Source organism: Ornithinibacillus sp. FSL M8-0202, from assembly GCF_037975285.1.
Lineage (GTDB): Bacteria > Bacillota > Bacilli > Bacillales > Amphibacillaceae > Ornithinibacillus > Ornithinibacillus massiliensis.
Map to the genome: position 1 here is coordinate 2,886,147 of NZ_CP150248.1, position 16,153 is coordinate 2,902,299.

Annotated in this window: 16 protein-coding genes; 12 read left to right on the top strand and 4 right to left on the bottom strand. The window is 39.9% G+C overall.

From position 1 onward, the window contains the following. The first annotated feature begins 255 nt into the window (after positions 1 to 255). From fdhA to dhaM, 6 genes are all read left to right on the top strand, one after another. The gene (gene fdhA / locus MKY78_RS14600; protein ID WP_339213669.1) at positions 256 to 1,503 is read left to right on the top strand and encodes a formaldehyde dehydrogenase, glutathione-independent; all 1,248 of its coding nucleotides are present in this window, start codon (positions 256 to 258) and stop codon (positions 1,501 to 1,503) included. 268 nt (positions 1,504 to 1,771) lie between these two features. Beyond that, a complete protein-coding gene (locus MKY78_RS14605) occupies positions 1,772 to 2,602 on the top strand; it encodes an MIP/aquaporin family protein (RefSeq protein ID WP_339213671.1) in 831 nt (276 codons plus the stop codon). Positions 2,603 to 2,629: 27 nt separating this feature from the next. Further along, positions 2,630 to 4,126 (top strand): glycerol kinase GlpK, encoded by a 1,497-nt coding sequence (glpK, locus tag MKY78_RS14610; protein WP_339213672.1) that lies wholly within the window; start codon positions 2,630 to 2,632, stop codon positions 4,124 to 4,126. 69 nt (positions 4,127 to 4,195) lie between these two features. Continuing rightward, positions 4,196 to 5,185: a dihydroxyacetone kinase subunit DhaK gene (gene dhaK, locus MKY78_RS14615; RefSeq protein WP_339213673.1), complete on the top strand. Its 990-nt coding sequence runs from the start codon at positions 4,196 to 4,198 to the stop codon at positions 5,183 to 5,185. A 15-nt stretch (positions 5,186 to 5,200) separates the two neighbouring features. Beyond that, positions 5,201 to 5,818, top strand: a complete 618-nt coding sequence (dhaL, locus tag MKY78_RS14620) for a dihydroxyacetone kinase subunit DhaL (RefSeq protein ID WP_339213675.1) — start codon at positions 5,201 to 5,203, stop codon at positions 5,816 to 5,818. Beyond that, positions 5,819 to 6,187 carry a dihydroxyacetone kinase phosphoryl donor subunit DhaM gene (gene dhaM, locus MKY78_RS14625; protein ID WP_339213677.1) on the top strand — a complete coding sequence of 123 codons (369 nt, stop codon included), beginning with the start codon at positions 5,819 to 5,821 and terminating at the stop codon, positions 6,185 to 6,187. 41 nt (positions 6,188 to 6,228) lie between these two features. On the opposite strand, the gene MKY78_RS14630 is transcribed toward dhaM, so the two are convergent. Next, positions 6,229 to 7,536, bottom strand: coding sequence for a trypsin-like peptidase domain-containing protein (locus tag MKY78_RS14630; RefSeq protein WP_339213679.1), 1,308 nt, complete (start codon positions 7,534 to 7,536; stop codon positions 6,229 to 6,231). A gap of 194 nt (positions 7,537 to 7,730) precedes the next feature. Here MKY78_RS14630 and MKY78_RS14635 point away from each other — a divergent pair, with 194 nt between their 5' ends. Continuing rightward, positions 7,731 to 8,225: a hypothetical protein gene (locus MKY78_RS14635; protein ID WP_339213681.1), complete on the top strand. Its 495-nt coding sequence runs from the start codon at positions 7,731 to 7,733 to the stop codon at positions 8,223 to 8,225. Positions 8,226 to 8,300: 75 nt separating this feature from the next. On the opposite strand, the gene MKY78_RS14640 is transcribed toward MKY78_RS14635, so the two are convergent. Continuing rightward, positions 8,301 to 8,750 (bottom strand): Lrp/AsnC family transcriptional regulator, encoded by a 450-nt coding sequence (locus tag MKY78_RS14640; RefSeq protein ID WP_186870410.1) that lies wholly within the window; start codon positions 8,748 to 8,750, stop codon positions 8,301 to 8,303. A 201-nt stretch (positions 8,751 to 8,951) separates the two neighbouring features. On the opposite strand from MKY78_RS14640, the gene ggt reads away from it, so the two are divergent. Genes ggt through MKY78_RS14655 form a run of 3 tightly spaced genes read left to right on the top strand, consistent with a single transcriptional unit; the run spans position 8,952 to position 11,687 of the window. Next, a complete protein-coding gene (ggt, locus tag MKY78_RS14645; RefSeq protein ID WP_339213684.1) occupies positions 8,952 to 10,565 on the top strand; it encodes a gamma-glutamyltransferase in 1,614 nt (537 codons plus the stop codon). A 28-nt stretch (positions 10,566 to 10,593) separates the two neighbouring features. Beyond that, complete coding sequence (locus tag MKY78_RS14650) at positions 10,594 to 11,154, top strand: chromate transporter (RefSeq protein ID WP_339213686.1); 561 nt, start codon at positions 10,594 to 10,596, stop codon at positions 11,152 to 11,154. Beyond that, entirely contained in the window at positions 11,154 to 11,687 is a 534-nt protein-coding gene (locus MKY78_RS14655) for a chromate transporter (protein WP_339213688.1), read from the top strand. The genes MKY78_RS14650 and MKY78_RS14655 overlap by 1 nt, the downstream gene beginning before the upstream one ends. A gap of 122 nt (positions 11,688 to 11,809) precedes the next feature. On the opposite strand, the gene MKY78_RS14660 is transcribed toward MKY78_RS14655, so the two are convergent. Continuing rightward, complete coding sequence (locus MKY78_RS14660; protein ID WP_339213690.1) at positions 11,810 to 12,595, bottom strand: HAD family hydrolase; 786 nt, start codon at positions 12,593 to 12,595, stop codon at positions 11,810 to 11,812. A 161-nt stretch (positions 12,596 to 12,756) separates the two neighbouring features. Here MKY78_RS14660 and MKY78_RS14665 point away from each other — a divergent pair, with 161 nt between their 5' ends. Together MKY78_RS14665 and MKY78_RS14670 are read left to right on the top strand one after the other, a co-directional pair. Continuing rightward, positions 12,757 to 13,209: a GNAT family N-acetyltransferase gene (locus MKY78_RS14665; protein WP_211742412.1), complete on the top strand. Its 453-nt coding sequence runs from the start codon at positions 12,757 to 12,759 to the stop codon at positions 13,207 to 13,209. 36 nt (positions 13,210 to 13,245) lie between these two features. After that, positions 13,246 to 13,668 (top strand): hypothetical protein, encoded by a 423-nt coding sequence (locus MKY78_RS14670; RefSeq protein ID WP_339213692.1) that lies wholly within the window; start codon positions 13,246 to 13,248, stop codon positions 13,666 to 13,668. A gap of 471 nt (positions 13,669 to 14,139) precedes the next feature. On the opposite strand, the gene MKY78_RS14675 is transcribed toward MKY78_RS14670, so the two are convergent. After that, positions 14,140 to 15,837, bottom strand: a complete 1,698-nt coding sequence (locus MKY78_RS14675) for a M3 family oligoendopeptidase (protein WP_339213694.1) — start codon at positions 15,835 to 15,837, stop codon at positions 14,140 to 14,142. Between the last annotated feature and the right edge of the window lie 316 nt (positions 15,838 to 16,153).

A 16,153-nucleotide genomic window follows, 5' to 3' on the forward strand; every position in this document is an offset into this window, starting at 1 on the left:
ATGTTAGAGGCGGATCCTTTTCCTTTGTTAGGAAAGTCGCTCTTCCCGAAAGTTAATTCGACAAGATTCGAGCAATACGTTATACATTCTACATGTATGATGAAAATATAGTCGAAATAGGAGTTAAGTAATCATAAAATAAAATGAATAAATAATTTACTGATTATTGAAAATAGTGGTACAAGATGTTATAGTTGAGTCAGAATCTGTAATCGCTTACAAATAACATCCATCAATTATAAAGGAGTGGTTCATGTGAGTAACAAAGCGGTAGTTTATCTGAAGCCTGGTGAGGTGGAGGTACGGGATATTGGCTATCCGGATTTAGTGCTACGAGACGGTCCTGGTGTAAACCCACTGAATGTTGGGAGAAAATGTAATCATGGGGTTATTTTGAAGGTTATTACAACGAATATTTGTGGTAGTGACCAGCATATGGTGCGTGGTCGTACTACTGCTCCTAGTGGATTGGTTTTAGGACATGAGATTACTGGTGAAGTAGTAGAAGTTGGTAGCGATGTTGAATTTATTAAGAAGGGTGATATTGTCTCCGTACCGTTTAATATTGCCTGTGGTCGTTGTGTAAATTGTAAAAGTCAGGATACCCATATTTGCTTGAATGTAAATCCGGATCGTCCAGGATCTGCTTATGGTTATGTAGATATGGGGGGATGGGTTGGTGGACAATCCGAATATGTAATGGTACCATATGCGGACTTCCAATTACTTAAGTTCCCTGACCGTGAGCAAGCATTAGATAAAATCCTAGACTTAACAATGTTATCGGATATTTTCCCAACTGGCTACCATGGAGCGGTAAGTGCTGGAGTCAAAATGGGCTCTACTGTATATGTTGCAGGAGCTGGACCTGTAGGATTAGCTGCAGCACATTCAGCCCAACTATTAGGTGCATCTGTAGTTATTGTTGGTGACTTAAATGAGGCTCGTCTCGAGCAAGCAAGAAGTTTCGGATGTGAAACTATTAATCTACGTGAGCATGATAATTTAGGAGAGCAAATTGCCGAGATTCTAGGGGTTCCTGAAGTAGATTGTGCTATTGATGCAGTAGGATTTGAAGCTAGTGGTCATGGTAAAAATGCCGGCGAAGCACCAGCTACTGTACTTAACTCCATTATGGGGATTACGAAAGCAGGTGGAAGGCTAGGTATCCCGGGATTGTATGTAACAGGAGATCCTGGTGCAGTCGATGATGATGCGAAAGATGGTACATTAAAAATTCGCTTTGGACTTGGATTTGCAAAGGCACATATTTTTGTAACGGGTCAAACACCAGTAATGCGTTACAATCGTGATCTAATGAAAGCAATACTTAGCGGAAGAGCTCAAATTGCCAAAGCGGTAAATGCAACATTAATTTCTATTGACGAGGCACCAGATGGTTATAAGCAATTTGATGGAGGCGTTTCTCGTAAATTTGTTATTGACCCTCATGGTGCGGTGAAAAATCGTGTTTCTGCTTCTGCTAGTGCCCATGCAGAATAAGAAATAGATTAGTATATCTAGCAAATTGAAGCCTACACTTACGGGAAAGGAAAGTGTAGGCTTTTTCAGCTAATAATTAGCGAAAATAGATTCACACCTCTCCAAGAAGAAGTAGCTGTATCGATGTGTTTTTTTCTTAAGATAATGACATGTTCATTAGATTAATAGAATATAGTTAAAATAGGAAATTTGGTTCTAGTTTACTCTCCTAAACAGGCCAAATTTCCTGTTGTAGGACTTATAAACTGAAAAAGGGGTGTTGGGTAAGATGTCAGAGTTTATGGCGGAATTAATTGGCACGATGATTTTGGTTATTTTTGGTGGAGGAGTTGTTGGGGGCGTTGTATTGAAAAACTCCAAAGCAGAAGGCGCCGGTTGGATAGTTATTACGATTGGATGGGGTCTTGCAGTAACGATGGCAATTTATGCTGTAGGTAGTATTTCAGGAGCACATGTCAATCCGGCAGTAACAATTGGTTTTGCTTCTGTTGGAGAGCTTGAGTGGGCTAAGGTTCCATTATTTGTAACAGCCCAAATGCTAGGGGCAATCATAGGTGGTGCTATTGTATATTTAACATATATTGCGCATTGGCGTAAAACGGATGACCCTGCGACTAAGCTTTCCGTATTCTCGACCGCACCAGCAGAGCGTAGCATGTTTGCAAACTTCTTAACGGAGACAATCGGTACATTTGTTTTATTATTAGGCCTAATGTTTATCGGGGCAAATGAATTTACGGAGGGGCTAAATCCGTTAATTGTTGGTCTGTTAATTGTTGCAATCGGAATGTCTTTAGGTGGTCCTACGGGCTATGCGATTAATCCTGCGCGTGATTTAGGACCAAGAATTGCTCATGCGTTATTACCTATTGCTGGTAAAGGGGACTCTGATTGGGGCTATTCCTGGATACCAGTGCTTGGGCCAATCTTTGGTGGTGTTTATGGGGCAGTTTTCTATCACGCCATATTCCAAGGAAACTTTTCTGTATTATTTTGGATTATGAGTGGATTAATGTTACTTGTTATTGTAGGTGCAGTGAATGAAGATTTTAAAAAACAAGGAGCAAGTAGAAGTCAGACTAACAAAGAAGCGGTATAATAGTCATTATTAGGGAGGGATATCTTGATGGAAGAGAAATTTATTTTATCCTTAGACCAAGGTACAACAAGCTCGAGAGCGATTTTATTTAATCATAGGGGAGAAATTGTAGAAACAGCTCAGCGGGAATTCGAACAGTTTTTTCCGAAACCAGGTTGGGTAGAGCATGATGCAAACGAGATTTGGACTTCGATATTAGCGTGTATTGCGGAGGTACTAAGAAAAGCCGATGCCGATCCAAGTCAGGTAGCGGGAATCGGTATTACGAATCAACGTGAAACAACGGTTGTATGGGATAAGAATACAGGAAAACCAGTCTATAAAGCGATTGTTTGGCAATCTCGTCAAACTGCAGATATATGCAACGAATTGAATGAAAGGGGTTACAATGAGGTATTTCGAGATAAGACGGGACTATTAATTGATGCTTATTTCTCAGGAACAAAAGTAAAGTGGATACTTGATCATGTGGAAGGCGCACGGGAAAAGGCGGAGAATGGTGATCTTTTGTTTGGAACCATTGATACATGGTTAGTGTATAAGCTTTCCGGTGGAAAAGCCCATGTAACAGATTATTCGAATGCATCCCGTACATTAATGTTTAATATTTATGAGCTAAAATGGGATGATGAATTGTTAGAAATCTTAACCGTTCCTAAATCAATGCTTCCAGAGGTTCGTCAGTCATCTGAAGTTTATGCCCATACCGTAGATTACCATTTCTTCGGTCATGAAGTTCCGATTGCTGGAATTGCAGGGGATCAGCAGGCAGCGTTATTCGGGCAAGCTTGCTTTGAAACAGGTATGGCAAAAAACACGTACGGTACTGGCTGCTTCATGCTTATGAATACGGGGGAAGAAGGCGTGAAGTCAGAACATGGTCTTCTGACAACATTAGCATGGGGTGTTGATGGAAAAGTAGAGTATGCCTTAGAAGGTAGTATCTTTGTTGCGGGTTCTGCAATTCAGTGGCTACGGGATGGGCTACGAATTATTAAGAATGCTCCAGAAAGTGAAGATTATGCTTCAAAGGTTGAGTCGACTGATGGGGTATATTTAGTACCAGCATTTGTCGGACTCGGTACACCGTATTGGGATAGTGATGCACGTGGAGCGGTGTTTGGTTTAACTCGTGGCACATCAAAAGAACACTTTATTCGTGCTACATTAGAGTCGCTAGCCTACCAAACAAGGGACGTGCTGGATGCGATGATTGCAGATTCTGGAATTGAATTAAAAACTTTGCGTGTCGATGGCGGCGCGGTTAAGAATGATTTCTTAATGCAGTTCCAAAGTGATATCTTAGGTGTACCAGTAGACCGCCCAGTCGTACAAGAAACAACAGCACTAGGGGCAGCATATCTTGCAGGGCTTGCTGTGGGTTATTGGAAGGATAAAGAAGAAATCGCTAAGCAATGGCAAATTGATAAAACATTTGAAAACCAAATGGATGTAGAGGAAAAAGATCATTTATATGCCGGTTGGCAAAAGGCCGTGGCAGCTACAAGAGAATTTAAACGATAATAGATTTGGCCCTAACGAATGAACCGCTAGGGCCATTCATACTCTTTAGAGACAAAGGGGGAACGCTAGGTGAAGAAGATAATCAATGATGCCAATCAAGTCGTACAAGATATGGTGGACGGACTAATCGCTGCATATCCCACTACATTAAAGCAAGTGCCTGAAACATTTGTAGTAGTGAGAAAGGATGCACCGGTAAAGGGAAAAGTGGCTATTGTTAGCGGTGGTGGTAGTGGACATGAGCCTGCCCATGCTGGATATATAGGAAAGGGAATGTTAGATGCTGCGGTTTGTGGTGAGGTGTTTACATCACCAACACCTGACCAAGTGTTGGAAGCAATAAAAGCAGTAGATGGTGGGGCAGGAGTATTATTAGTAATTAAAAACTATACCGGTGATGTGTTGAATTTTGAAATGGCTGCAGAACTCGCAGAAATGGAAGGTATTCAAGTGGAGAAGGTCATTGTTAACGATGATGTTGCTGTGGAGGATAGTTCATTTACTACGGGGCGACGAGGTATAGCCGGAACTATTTTTGTTCATAAGCTTGCAGGAGCAAAGGCTGCATCTGGCGCAAGCTTGGAAGAAGTGAAATCTGTTGCAGAAAAGGTAGTAGCCAATGTCCGTTCCATGGGGATGGCTTTGACGCCTTGTACGGTTCCTGCAGCAGGAAAACCAAGCTTTCAGCTAGCGGAAGATGAGATGGAAATAGGGATGGGAATCCATGGAGAGCCGGGGATTAATCGTGGATTAATAGCTAGTGCCGATGAAATTGCTACGACGTTAACAGAGAAAATTCTGGAAGACTATGATTTTTCTGGTGAGGTAGCTGTATTAGTAAATGGGTTAGGTGCAACACCGGAAATGGAACTCTATATCGTGAACAAAAAGGTTCATGCCCTTTTAGCGGATAAGGGGATTAGCATTTATAAAACATTTGTAGGCGAATATATGACATCATTAGAAATGGCAGGATGCTCTGTATCCCTACTAAAATTAGACGAGGAATTAAAGGAATTACTAGATGCAGAGTCATTAGCTCCTGCATTTCGGATCTAGGAAGGGACTGATTCCATGGAACTAAATGTAGAAGATATGATGAAGTGGTTCGAGTTAGCAAATGAAAAAATCCAACAAAATAAAGCATACTTAACAACACTAGATCAACCAATTGGTGATGGCGACCATGGAATTAACATGGCTAGAGGATATCAAGAAGCTGTGCTTGCATTACAGGCTAAAGCGTATAACGCTCCTTTTGAGGTGTTGAAGGATGCTTCCATGGTATTATTGTCCAAAGTTGGAGGTGCATCTGGTCCATTATATGGTTCGGCTTTTTTGAAAATGTCTATGGCAGTTAAAGCGAAAGAGGTACTGAATCTTCAAGATTTAGCTAATGGTTTAGAAGCAGGACTTACAGGGCTTAAGCAACGCGGGAAATCTGAGATAGGGGAAAAGACACTTATTGATGTATGGGGACCCGTTGTAGACTATTTTCATAAAGCCGGTTTTCAGCCAGACGGTCTCACGGAATCGGCACGAAAAGCAATGGAAAATACCAAGGATATAATGGCTACAAAGGGCAGGGCAGCCTATTTTAAAGAAAAATCTATTGGTCATATTGATCCCGGATCTGCTTCTTCTTATTTTATTTTTGAAGCTTTGGCAGAAGTGATAAAGGAGAAGGAATAGATGAGTTATGTTGGCGTTGTACTGGTTTCCCATAGTTTAAAGCTAGTTGAAGGATTACAGGATATTATTCGTCAAGTCATTCAGGAGGTTCCAGTAGAAATAGCTGGTGGAACAGAAGAAGGTGATATTGGCACGAGTGTAGAAAAGGTCTTGGCAGCTCTTGAAAAAGCGGATACTGGTAGAGGAGTAGTCCTCTTCTATGACCTTGGTAGTGCTAAAATGAATGCCGAGGTCGCATTGGAATTGGCGGAGTCTACTGTAAAAATCGTTGATGCACCATTAGTGGAGGGTTCATATGTTGCGGCAGTAGAATCCAATATGGGGAAATCGTTGGAAGAGGTATATGAAGCGGTGATGAAAGAGTTTTGATCATAATCCTGGCCAGACCGTTTCAGGTCTGGCCTTAGTTATTAATATGGAATGTATTCATCTAACACTTCATCATAGTAATACCACAAGCCGTCATTCTCATCATAGTATGTCCATGCATCTAGGTAACCATCATAGTAATACCATATATCCTCTACTTCATCATAATAACTCCACTCACCAGTATCTTCATCAAAATAGATATTTTCATCGAAATAGCCATCCTCTGACCATTGCTCCTCAAAATCATCATCGTACTCTTCATCATACCAGTAATCGTAATAAGTGTCATCATCACCAAAGTATTCCCAAAGAGCATCCCCTAGCTCTGACCAGAAATCTTTATAACCGTATTCCCAATAGTGATAAAACCCTTCATCATCTGAATACTCGCCGCCGTCAAAATAACCATCACTCCAAGAATCATAACGAACACCATCCCCATAATATTGGGCGAGAATCTCCTTCTCTGTCATTGGTTGATTAATCCAAGATTCAATAAGAGAATGAACGGTATACAGTGGAATACTAAACCCAATCATAGCATCCTCTAGACTTTCAGCTGAGTTAATCGCAACAATTTTTTCAGAGGACTTCGAAATAAGTGGCCCACCACTACTGCCAGGTGAGATCGGCGCGGAGATTTGATATAAATTTTCATAGACATAAGAATCAATGACGAAGCTACGATTTTTCCCAGTTATATACCCCATTGTAGCAGTATTTTCTAACCCTAATGGACTACCAAGTGCAATAATTTCCTCTCCAATATTAGAAGAATTGGAGACTTCTAAGTTAAAAGGTTCTTCCCCTATTAAATCTGGTACAAGAATGACTGCAACATCGGTTTCGTTCGAATAACCAATAACCGTACCAGGATACTCTACCCCATTAATTGTCTTAACATATATATCGGTTTCCCCTTCAATGACGTGCGCATTCGTGATTACTGCTCCTTCCGTATTGTATAAGAAGCCCGAGCCTTGACTATATGGTGTAAACACGGTATAAACGGTCTCTTGAGCAGCCGCAATAATCTCGGTTAATTCCCGTTTTTGTTCCTCCTGCAGTTCTTGCTTTTCAATTTCTGGAGCTGTAAACTCTACTACCTGCTCAGGGCCCTTCTCATTCAACTGATTTTCCGTAACAGGTGTCCCAGCGAAAAAGCTATTAGCACTGTTTCCATAAAAATTTGTCACAATAAAAATACTAACCCCAATGGCACCAAATAATAGTAACGATAAAAATATAACAGTAAAAGGACTTAGCTTTTGTACTTGTTTGAACCCACAATAAGAGCAGAATTTTGAGTTTGGCCGTCTCTCTTTCCCACAAGATTGACAGTACATATTCGAACTCCTTCTTTCTTCATAGTAGATACTATTATTATATCATGATTAATTTAATCTTAAGCCTGCTGTTTTACATATTTATAGATATGGAGATTGGTAATAGTGTATGGGGTTGGGGGAGGAGCAGGTGAGTCATGTGACTGAAGGAGGGGATCCCGTGGATGGAGGACATGTGCCCAAGGAGGAGTGAGATGGTCCCGAGGATGGGGAGCATGAGCCCGAAAAGGAGAAAGATAGACCCGAGGGAGGAGAGGATGAGCCCGACAAGAGAAAAGATAGTCCCGAGGGAGGGAAACATGAGCCCGAAAAGGGGAAAGATAGACCCGAGGGAGGAGAGGATGAGCCCGAGAAGGAGAAAGATAGTCCCGAGGATGGGAAACATGAGCCCGAGAAGGAGAAAGATAGACCCGAGGGAGGAGAGGATGAGCCCGAGAAGGAGAAAGATGAGCCCGAGGATGGAGAGGATGAGCCCGAGAAGGAGAAAGATGAGCCCGAGGATGGAGAGCATGAGCCCGAAAAGAGAAAAGATAGTCCCGAGGATGGAGAGCATGAGCCCAAAAAGAGAAAAGATAGTCCCGCGGTTGGGAAACATGAGCCCGAGAAGGAGAAAGATAGTCCCGAGGATGGGAAACATGAGCCCGAGAAGGAGAAAGATAGTCCCGAGGGAGAGGAGCATGAACCCGTAATGGAGAAAGCTGGTCCAACGGTCGGCCCCCCTATACTAAATCAGCTTTAGGTAACCCATAAAATGAATATGTAAGCTACAATTTATACCCTGTTCTACTCTTAAATCGTTTTAAAATGACGGAGCTTTCCACACGTGTGATTCCTTCTACTGAATAAAGCTCTTCGTTAATAAATGTTTCTAATTTTTGGAAGTCCTCTACTAATACGTGCATATGTAACGTACTTGGACCGGTCATTTGATAAATGCTTGCGACATTTGGATTGTCTGCTAAATTTTGTGCGACGGTTTGTAATTGCTTTGGTTCGACATCTACTTCGAAAAACGCTGAAACTTTTTTTCCCATCTTTTCTGAATTAATGACAACAGTAAATTTTTCGATGACGCCTTTATCTTTTAGGTTTTGGATCCGATCTTTTACCGCAACACGGGATAAGCCTACTTTTTCTGCCAGCTCAACATAAGATAAACGTCCATCTTCAGCTAATAGGGATAGTAATTTTTTATCTATTTCATCGTATTTCATTTCTGATCGCTCCCTGAGTAGATATTTTGTTAACATTATAGAAGATGTCTAAACAAAATGAAAGTAAATCATTGCTAAATTAATTAAAAAGAAAGTGTAAATGAAATTTAACTTTATTATCGAAGATTCCTAGATTGACAGATTAGTTTTTCTTTCGTAATATGATATATAATTTCGAGCATTTATTGGGGAGGGTTTTAGTTGGTTACATTTAATCATCAATCATATCCGTATGCGAACACGAGACATTCTACATATGGAAAAAATGGAATGGTAGCAACATCTCAGCCGCTTGCTGCACAGGCTGGTCTAGAAATTTTGAAAAAGGGCGGGAATGCAATTGATGCTGCAATAGCAACTGCTGCATGCTTAACTGTAGTAGAACCAACCTCTAATGGTATTGGAGGAGATGCCTTTGCCCTTGTTTGGACGAAGGGAGAGCTCCATGGACTAAATGCTAGTGGGAAATCACCAAAGAATATTTCCATTGAAGCTGTAAAGGAAGCTGGGCATAAGGAAATTCCTACTCACGGTTGGATTCCAGTAACGGTCCCTGGTGTTCCGGGTGCATGGGCTGAATTATCAGAGCGATTTGGTAAGCTTCCACTGGAGGAAGTGTTAGCACCAGCCATTCGTTATGCCGAGGAAGGATATCCTGTATCACCAACATTAGGGAAGTATTGGAACTTAGCCTATAAAGCATTTAAACAACGTCTAACAGGTGATGAATTCAAGCATTGGTTCGATACCTTTGCACCGAACGGTCGGGCACCAAAGGTTGGTGAGATGTGGTCTTCACCAGGGCACGCAGCTACACTAAGGTCGATTGGTAAAACGAAGGCAGCTTCATTTTACCGTGGTGAGCTAGCTGAGAAGATTGTTCAATTCTCTAAAGAAACTGGCGGCTATTTAACAGCGGAAGATCTTGCTGATTTTAAGGCAGAATGGGTTGACCCAATCCATGTGAATTACCGAGGCTATGATGTATGGGAAATCCCGCCTAATGGTCAAGGAATTGTTGCATTACAAGCATTAAATATCTTAAAAGGCTTTGAGTTCCCAGAGAAAGAATCTGTTGATACGTATCATAAACAAATTGAAGCAATTAAGCTAGCTTTTGCTGATGCTGAAAAATATGTTACAGATGAAGCGCATATGAAGGTTACTTCTGAGCAAATATTAAGTGAAGAGTACGCAGAAAAGCGTAGAAGCCTAATTGGTGAAGAAGCACTCCTCCCTGAAGCTGGTGATCCAGCACTAAGTGGTACGGTATACTTAGCAGCGGCTGATGGAGAAGGAAACATGATTTCCTATATTCAAAGTAACTACATGGGATTTGGCTCTGGTATTGTTGTTCCAGGTACGGGAATTGCACTGCAAAACCGTGGACATAATTTCTCAATGGATCCTGAACATGCCAATGCATTAGAAGGTGGAAAACGTACATACCATACTATTATTCCTGGATTTATGACCAAGGGTGACCAACCAGTTGGGCCATTTGGTGTAATGGGTGGGTTTATGCAACCACAAGGACATGTGCAAGTAGTGATGAATACCGTGGACTTTGGTTTAAATCCGCAAGCTGCTCTCGATGCACCTCGTTGGCAATGGATGAAGGAGAAAGTCGTTGAAGTAGAAAATCGTTTCCCGCATCATTTAGCACAAGCTTTGGCAGAAAAAGGGCATCATATAAAAATAGCTCTTGAACCGAATAGCTTTGGCCGCGGGCAGATTATTTGGCGCGACCCTGAAACAGGTGTGTTAGTCGGTGGTACGGAATCTAGAACAGATGGAACAGTTGCAGCTTGGTAATATGAACAGAAAGGTTGTTAAGGTTTAAATGAAAACACAATGGGATTTGTTTTTAGCTTTCTTTCGAGTGGGAATGCTGGGATATGGTGGTGGCCCGGCATCCATTCCACTGATGCATAAGGAAGTTGTGAATACATACAAGTGGATGGATGATGAGGAATTTGGGGATGTATTAGCGATAGCAAATACACTCCCAGGTCCAATTGCTACCAAATTAGCTGGATATATTGGCTACCGAATGTCTGGTTGGTTAGGGATGATGAATGCACTGATAGCAACGATATTACCGACTGTCGTATTATTGATTGTTTTATTATCAACACTAGCATCCTTTAAAGATATCCACTGGGTTAAAGGAATGACCGCAGCAATCGTCCCTGTTGTTGGAATGATGATGGCTACATTAACCTGGCAATTCTTTGATAAGGCAAGAGAAGGGATGGGCTGGATTCGAGCAATACTAATGACTATTGGAACTATTATATTTTTATACGTGTTAGATATCCACCCAGCAATAATTATTGTCATACTGATAGTTGCTGCTCTGCTTATCCGAGATAAACAACGTGAAAAAGGAGGGGACCGTTAATGTTGCTAACGTATTGGCAAATTTTTATATCCCATTTTATTCCAGGAATCGTTGGCTATGGTGGCGGTCCAGCAGCTATTCCACTAGTTGAAAATGAAGTGGTTGGTAGATATGGATGGATGACCGTTCAGGAATTTAGTGAGGTGTTGGCTTTAGCAAATTCACTACCTGGACCCATCAATACAAAGATGGCAGGTTATGTTGGATATGAAGTTGGTGGAATAATAGGTGCTTTTATTGCTATTTTTGCCACTGTAGCACCTTCATTAATTATTTTGATTATACTATTGAACTTATTGAACAAATTTAAACACTCTCCTAAAGTAAAACGTATTACATTATTTGTTCGTCCTGTTATTGCAATCTTACTTGGATATATGGCATGGAGGTTCTTCTTTGAGTCGTATGAAGGTATTGGATTGCTACATACAATTATCCTTGCACTAGCAAGCTACCTCTTAATCGAACGAATTAAAATAAATCCTGCCTTTGTTATTTTAGGTGCATTTTTATATGGAGGTTTATTATTATAACGATAAATTCCTAATAGGAAGGCTTGCTCTTTCTTCCTATTGGCTTTAAAACGGATATACATTTTTCAATCAAAAAAGATGATGAGGCATTGTTCTCATCATCTTTTTATCAAATATATACGCTACTTCACTAATCCTAGTTCCTTCAATCCATAGAATACACCTGCATCAGCTACAGTCTTCGTTTTAAATTTTGCATACTGAAAAAGTTCCGGATTGGCATTACCCATGGCAAAGCTTGCTCCGACTGTCTCCAGCATCTCTTTATCATTCATTCCGTCTCCAAAGGCGATAGCTGCTTCAGCTGAAATCGTTAGATGCTCTAATGCTATTTTAACAGCTTCTCCTTTATTAACAGATTTTCGAATGACATCAAAGCAATGCTCCGCACCATTAACATTTACTTGTGAAAGCCTAATATCATCATCTATTTCGTATAAACTCACTTCTTCAGGCGCTACATTAATTAAGGTTGCACCTAAAATATGTTCGATAATATCCTCATTCATTCGTTTTAGGTTTGATAATGCAAACATTTCAGCGAATTTTTTCAATGGAGGTGAATCTGATGACGTAACGAAATTATCCTCACTGGAATAGAAAATGATGTCATGGCCATGCTCTTCAGCAATTGCTAGATATCTTTTTACAATGGTAGGGTCCATTGGAGCATCTAATATGTTTTTCCCTTTATACATGGCATAGGCTCCATTATAGCCGATGAAAGATTCAATATTTAAATCCGCAGCAAGCTCACTTAATTCGTGGGAAGGCCTCCCAGTTGCTAAGAACACTTCCATTCCTAATTCTTGAACTTGAGCGATCGCTTCCTTTGTCTTAGGATGATACGTATGATCTGGTTTTAAAATCGTGCCATCAATGTCTAAAAATAATACTTGATATGTCATGTCATTCTCCTCTTTATGTAGTAATGACTATAGTGTATCATAGAACGATTAAGGAATCGAAAACTGAGTGTAAAGATAAATAATTGTAATACTATTTTAATATCTTTTATAATAGGGATAACTTAATATTATTTAATTTCTCATAAGGTAGGAGATATAGTTTGATCATTCGAAAATTGCTTAAAGATGAAGTGCCCCCAATTGATTTATTACTACTTGCTGATCCGTCAGAAGAAATGATTATGGGATACTTACAACGTGGAGATTGCTATGTAGCGGAGTTAGATAGTGAAATAGTAGGGGTTTTTGTTTTACTTCCGACAAGACCTGGAACGATGGAGATTGTAAATGTTGCTGTCTCAAAAGAATATCAAAGTAAAGGTATTGGGAAAAAACTTATTCAAGATGCGATTGAAAAAGCAAAAATAGGCGGATATAACGCAGTTGAAATTGGTACTGGTAACTCTAGTATTAATCAACTAGCACTATATCAAAAATGTGGGTTTCGCATAATCGGAATCGATCCAGACTTCTTTATCCGTAATTATTCGGAAGAAATCTTTGAATATGGTATTCAATGTAGAGATATGATTCGCTTAAAGCTAGATTTATAGGGGAAGAGGGGAGCATTAATAGTGAGGAACGATAAAATGGATATAACATTCTCCTTTCAATTAACGAAGGAAAGTACGACAAAGGATGCCTATCAGCTTGGCTTTCTAGAAGCGGATTTAACGATTTTAGTGAATGGCCATGTATTCTTTCACGAACCCTATATAACGATAGCGGAGCTTGGAGTTCAATTAGGTGAATGGATTAAACATGTAAATAATGGTCGCATGATAGATATGAATTATCGATCGATTGATCATGATGAGCCGATCATTAACTTTGTGTATAGGGATCATCATCAATGGAGGCTTACGTCAATTTGGCAAAAATTTAGTGTCGATGAGATTATTCCTACAAACACGTTACTGCAAGCTACGAGTGATTTTTTACATGAATTACACACAGAATTAAATTCAATTAATTACGTTGTAAAACTGGATAAATATTTACCAAGTACATAAGAGAAGGCTTTAGACAAAACTATTTCTAACATAGGATAAACCGAACATGAAAGTTAGCGCATCAAACCCGCCCCGAAATATACTTGCGGTTAGTGCGAAACCGGGAACCCCACGTAAAACTAGAAATCTTCGCGCGATATACGATCAAATTCGCGCGAGAATCATAAAAAAACGCGCGACATTTAGCATAAATCGCGCGACAAAGAAAGTCTCGCGCGATTTATGGGGGAGCCCGCGCGAAATTCATGGGAGCTCGCGCGAAAATAGGAATCCTCGCGCGATTTTTGAGGTAGTTCGCGCGAAAATTAAGTATCGTGGGCGGCTGGTGAGCCTCCTCAGAGCTAAAGCTGTTCCGGGGTCTCAGGCCGTGCCCTTTCCTCCCACAGGAGTCTCCGTATATTTCCGGGTAATGATAGTGATGGTTCGTATTTTATTACCTTTGTTTTCGTTATGTCTCAGCCCTTTTTCCTATTATAAAGCCTTATCATCCACACTATCTAACCATGCTTCTATTGCTTTTACCGTGGATTCGACAGTACCTTCTTCAAATGGAGATTTTAAGTTTGCTGCTTTTACTAATTCTAAGAAAGGTTTAGAACCGCCTAATTTACAAAGCTTCAAATAATCACTCCAAGCTTCTTCACGGTTTTCTCTTGAACGTTTCCAGAATTGGAAGGCACAGATTTGTGCTAAAGTATAATCGATGTAATAAAATGGCACATCATAAATATGTCCTTGGCGCTGCCAAATTGCCCCGGTACTCCAGTACGGCAGATCATCATAATCACGATGTGGTAAATATTTTTCCTCTACTTGTTTCCAAGCTGCTTTTCGCTCTTCAGGTGTCCAGTCTGGATTTTCATAAACTAAATGCTGGAACTCATCAACAGCTACGCCATATGGAAGAAAACGTAATCCACTTGATAGATGGGAATACTTATATTTGTCTGTATCCTCTTGGAAGAACAATTCCATCCATGGCCAAGTGAAGAATTCCATACTCATAGAATGTATTTCAGCAGCTTCATGGGTCGGCCAAATGTATTCTGGGATACCAATACTACGGCTTTGATACACTTGGAAGGCATGACCTGCTTCGTGTGTTAGTACATCTATATCTCCTGAAGTACCATTGAAGTTAGAGAAGATAAATGGTGATTGATAATCCTCGATAAATGTACAATAGCCACCAGATTCTTTTCCTTTTTTCGCTTCAAGGTCCATTAGATTACGTTCAATCATAAAATTAAAGAATTCATTCGTCTCTGGTGACAGCTCTTCATACATCTTTTTCCCATTTTCGATAATCCATTCTGGTGAACCTTTTGGATTCGCGTTTCCTGTTTTGTATTGGAAGCTTTCATCATAGAACTTCAAGGAATCAAGCCCAATGCGTTCTGCTTGTTTTTCATAAAGCTTCGATACTAGAGGTACAATGTATTCTTGTACTTGCTTCCGGTAATTGGCAACCATTTCTGCATTGTAATCAATCCGCATCATGCGAATATAGCCTAATTCTACGAAGTTTTTATAACCAAGCGTGGTCGCGATTTCATGACGAACTTTCACTAATTGATCATAAATGTCATCAAATTTCTCGGCATTTTCCTCGAAGAAGCGTGCAGAAGCTCTAGCACAGTTTTTACGGACTTCACGATCCTTATCCTGTAGGAATGGACCAAGCTGAGCTAATGTGTACGTTTTGCCATTAAATTCGATTTCAGCTGACGCAACTAATTTCGAATACTCGGATGTTAGTTTATTTTCTTTTTGCAGTAGTCCCATTACTTCAGGAGCAAATCCTTTAATCGAGTAATCCGCTATTTCAAATAATTGTGATCCCCATTTTTCCTCTAAATCTGCTCGGAATGGAGTCTTTACTAATTCTTTGTAAAAATCAGTATTTAATTTTTGCACCTCAGGGGAAATCTCATCCCAATAATCACGTTCCTTTTGATAAAATTCATCATTTGTATCAATGGAAGCACGAACGTAAACAAGATTAAATAAAGTGGAAATGTGATTTCGGAAAGCATTGATTGCTTCAATTGCTTCATTCTGTTCTTCTACCGATTTAGCTTTGGTAAAAGCTTCTAATAGCTTGGCAAACTTGTCTTTTTCTTGCTCAAAATCTGGTCTTTCGTATGTATAATTTTCAAACGTTAGCATATAAATTCCCCCTTAAAATTAATGAAATCAAATTTCTATTATATAGTGTACACTATTTTGGAGGAAATGAAGACTTTTTTGGTTGGAAGAATGTGAATATTTGTTTTTCAATGTTGATAGCGAATGGAGGAAAGGGAAAGGGGTTTTCTTAAATACTAAATCTCGTTAATTTTACATTTCACCATCATAATTTATTTTTCAAATAATGTGGATGATATGTTAATATGGAAATATAAGGAATTAAAAATAGATTAAATAAACTGCCTTGTTACGGGAAGGATTATTGAAAAGACATTTAGTATTAAAACGGAGGGGT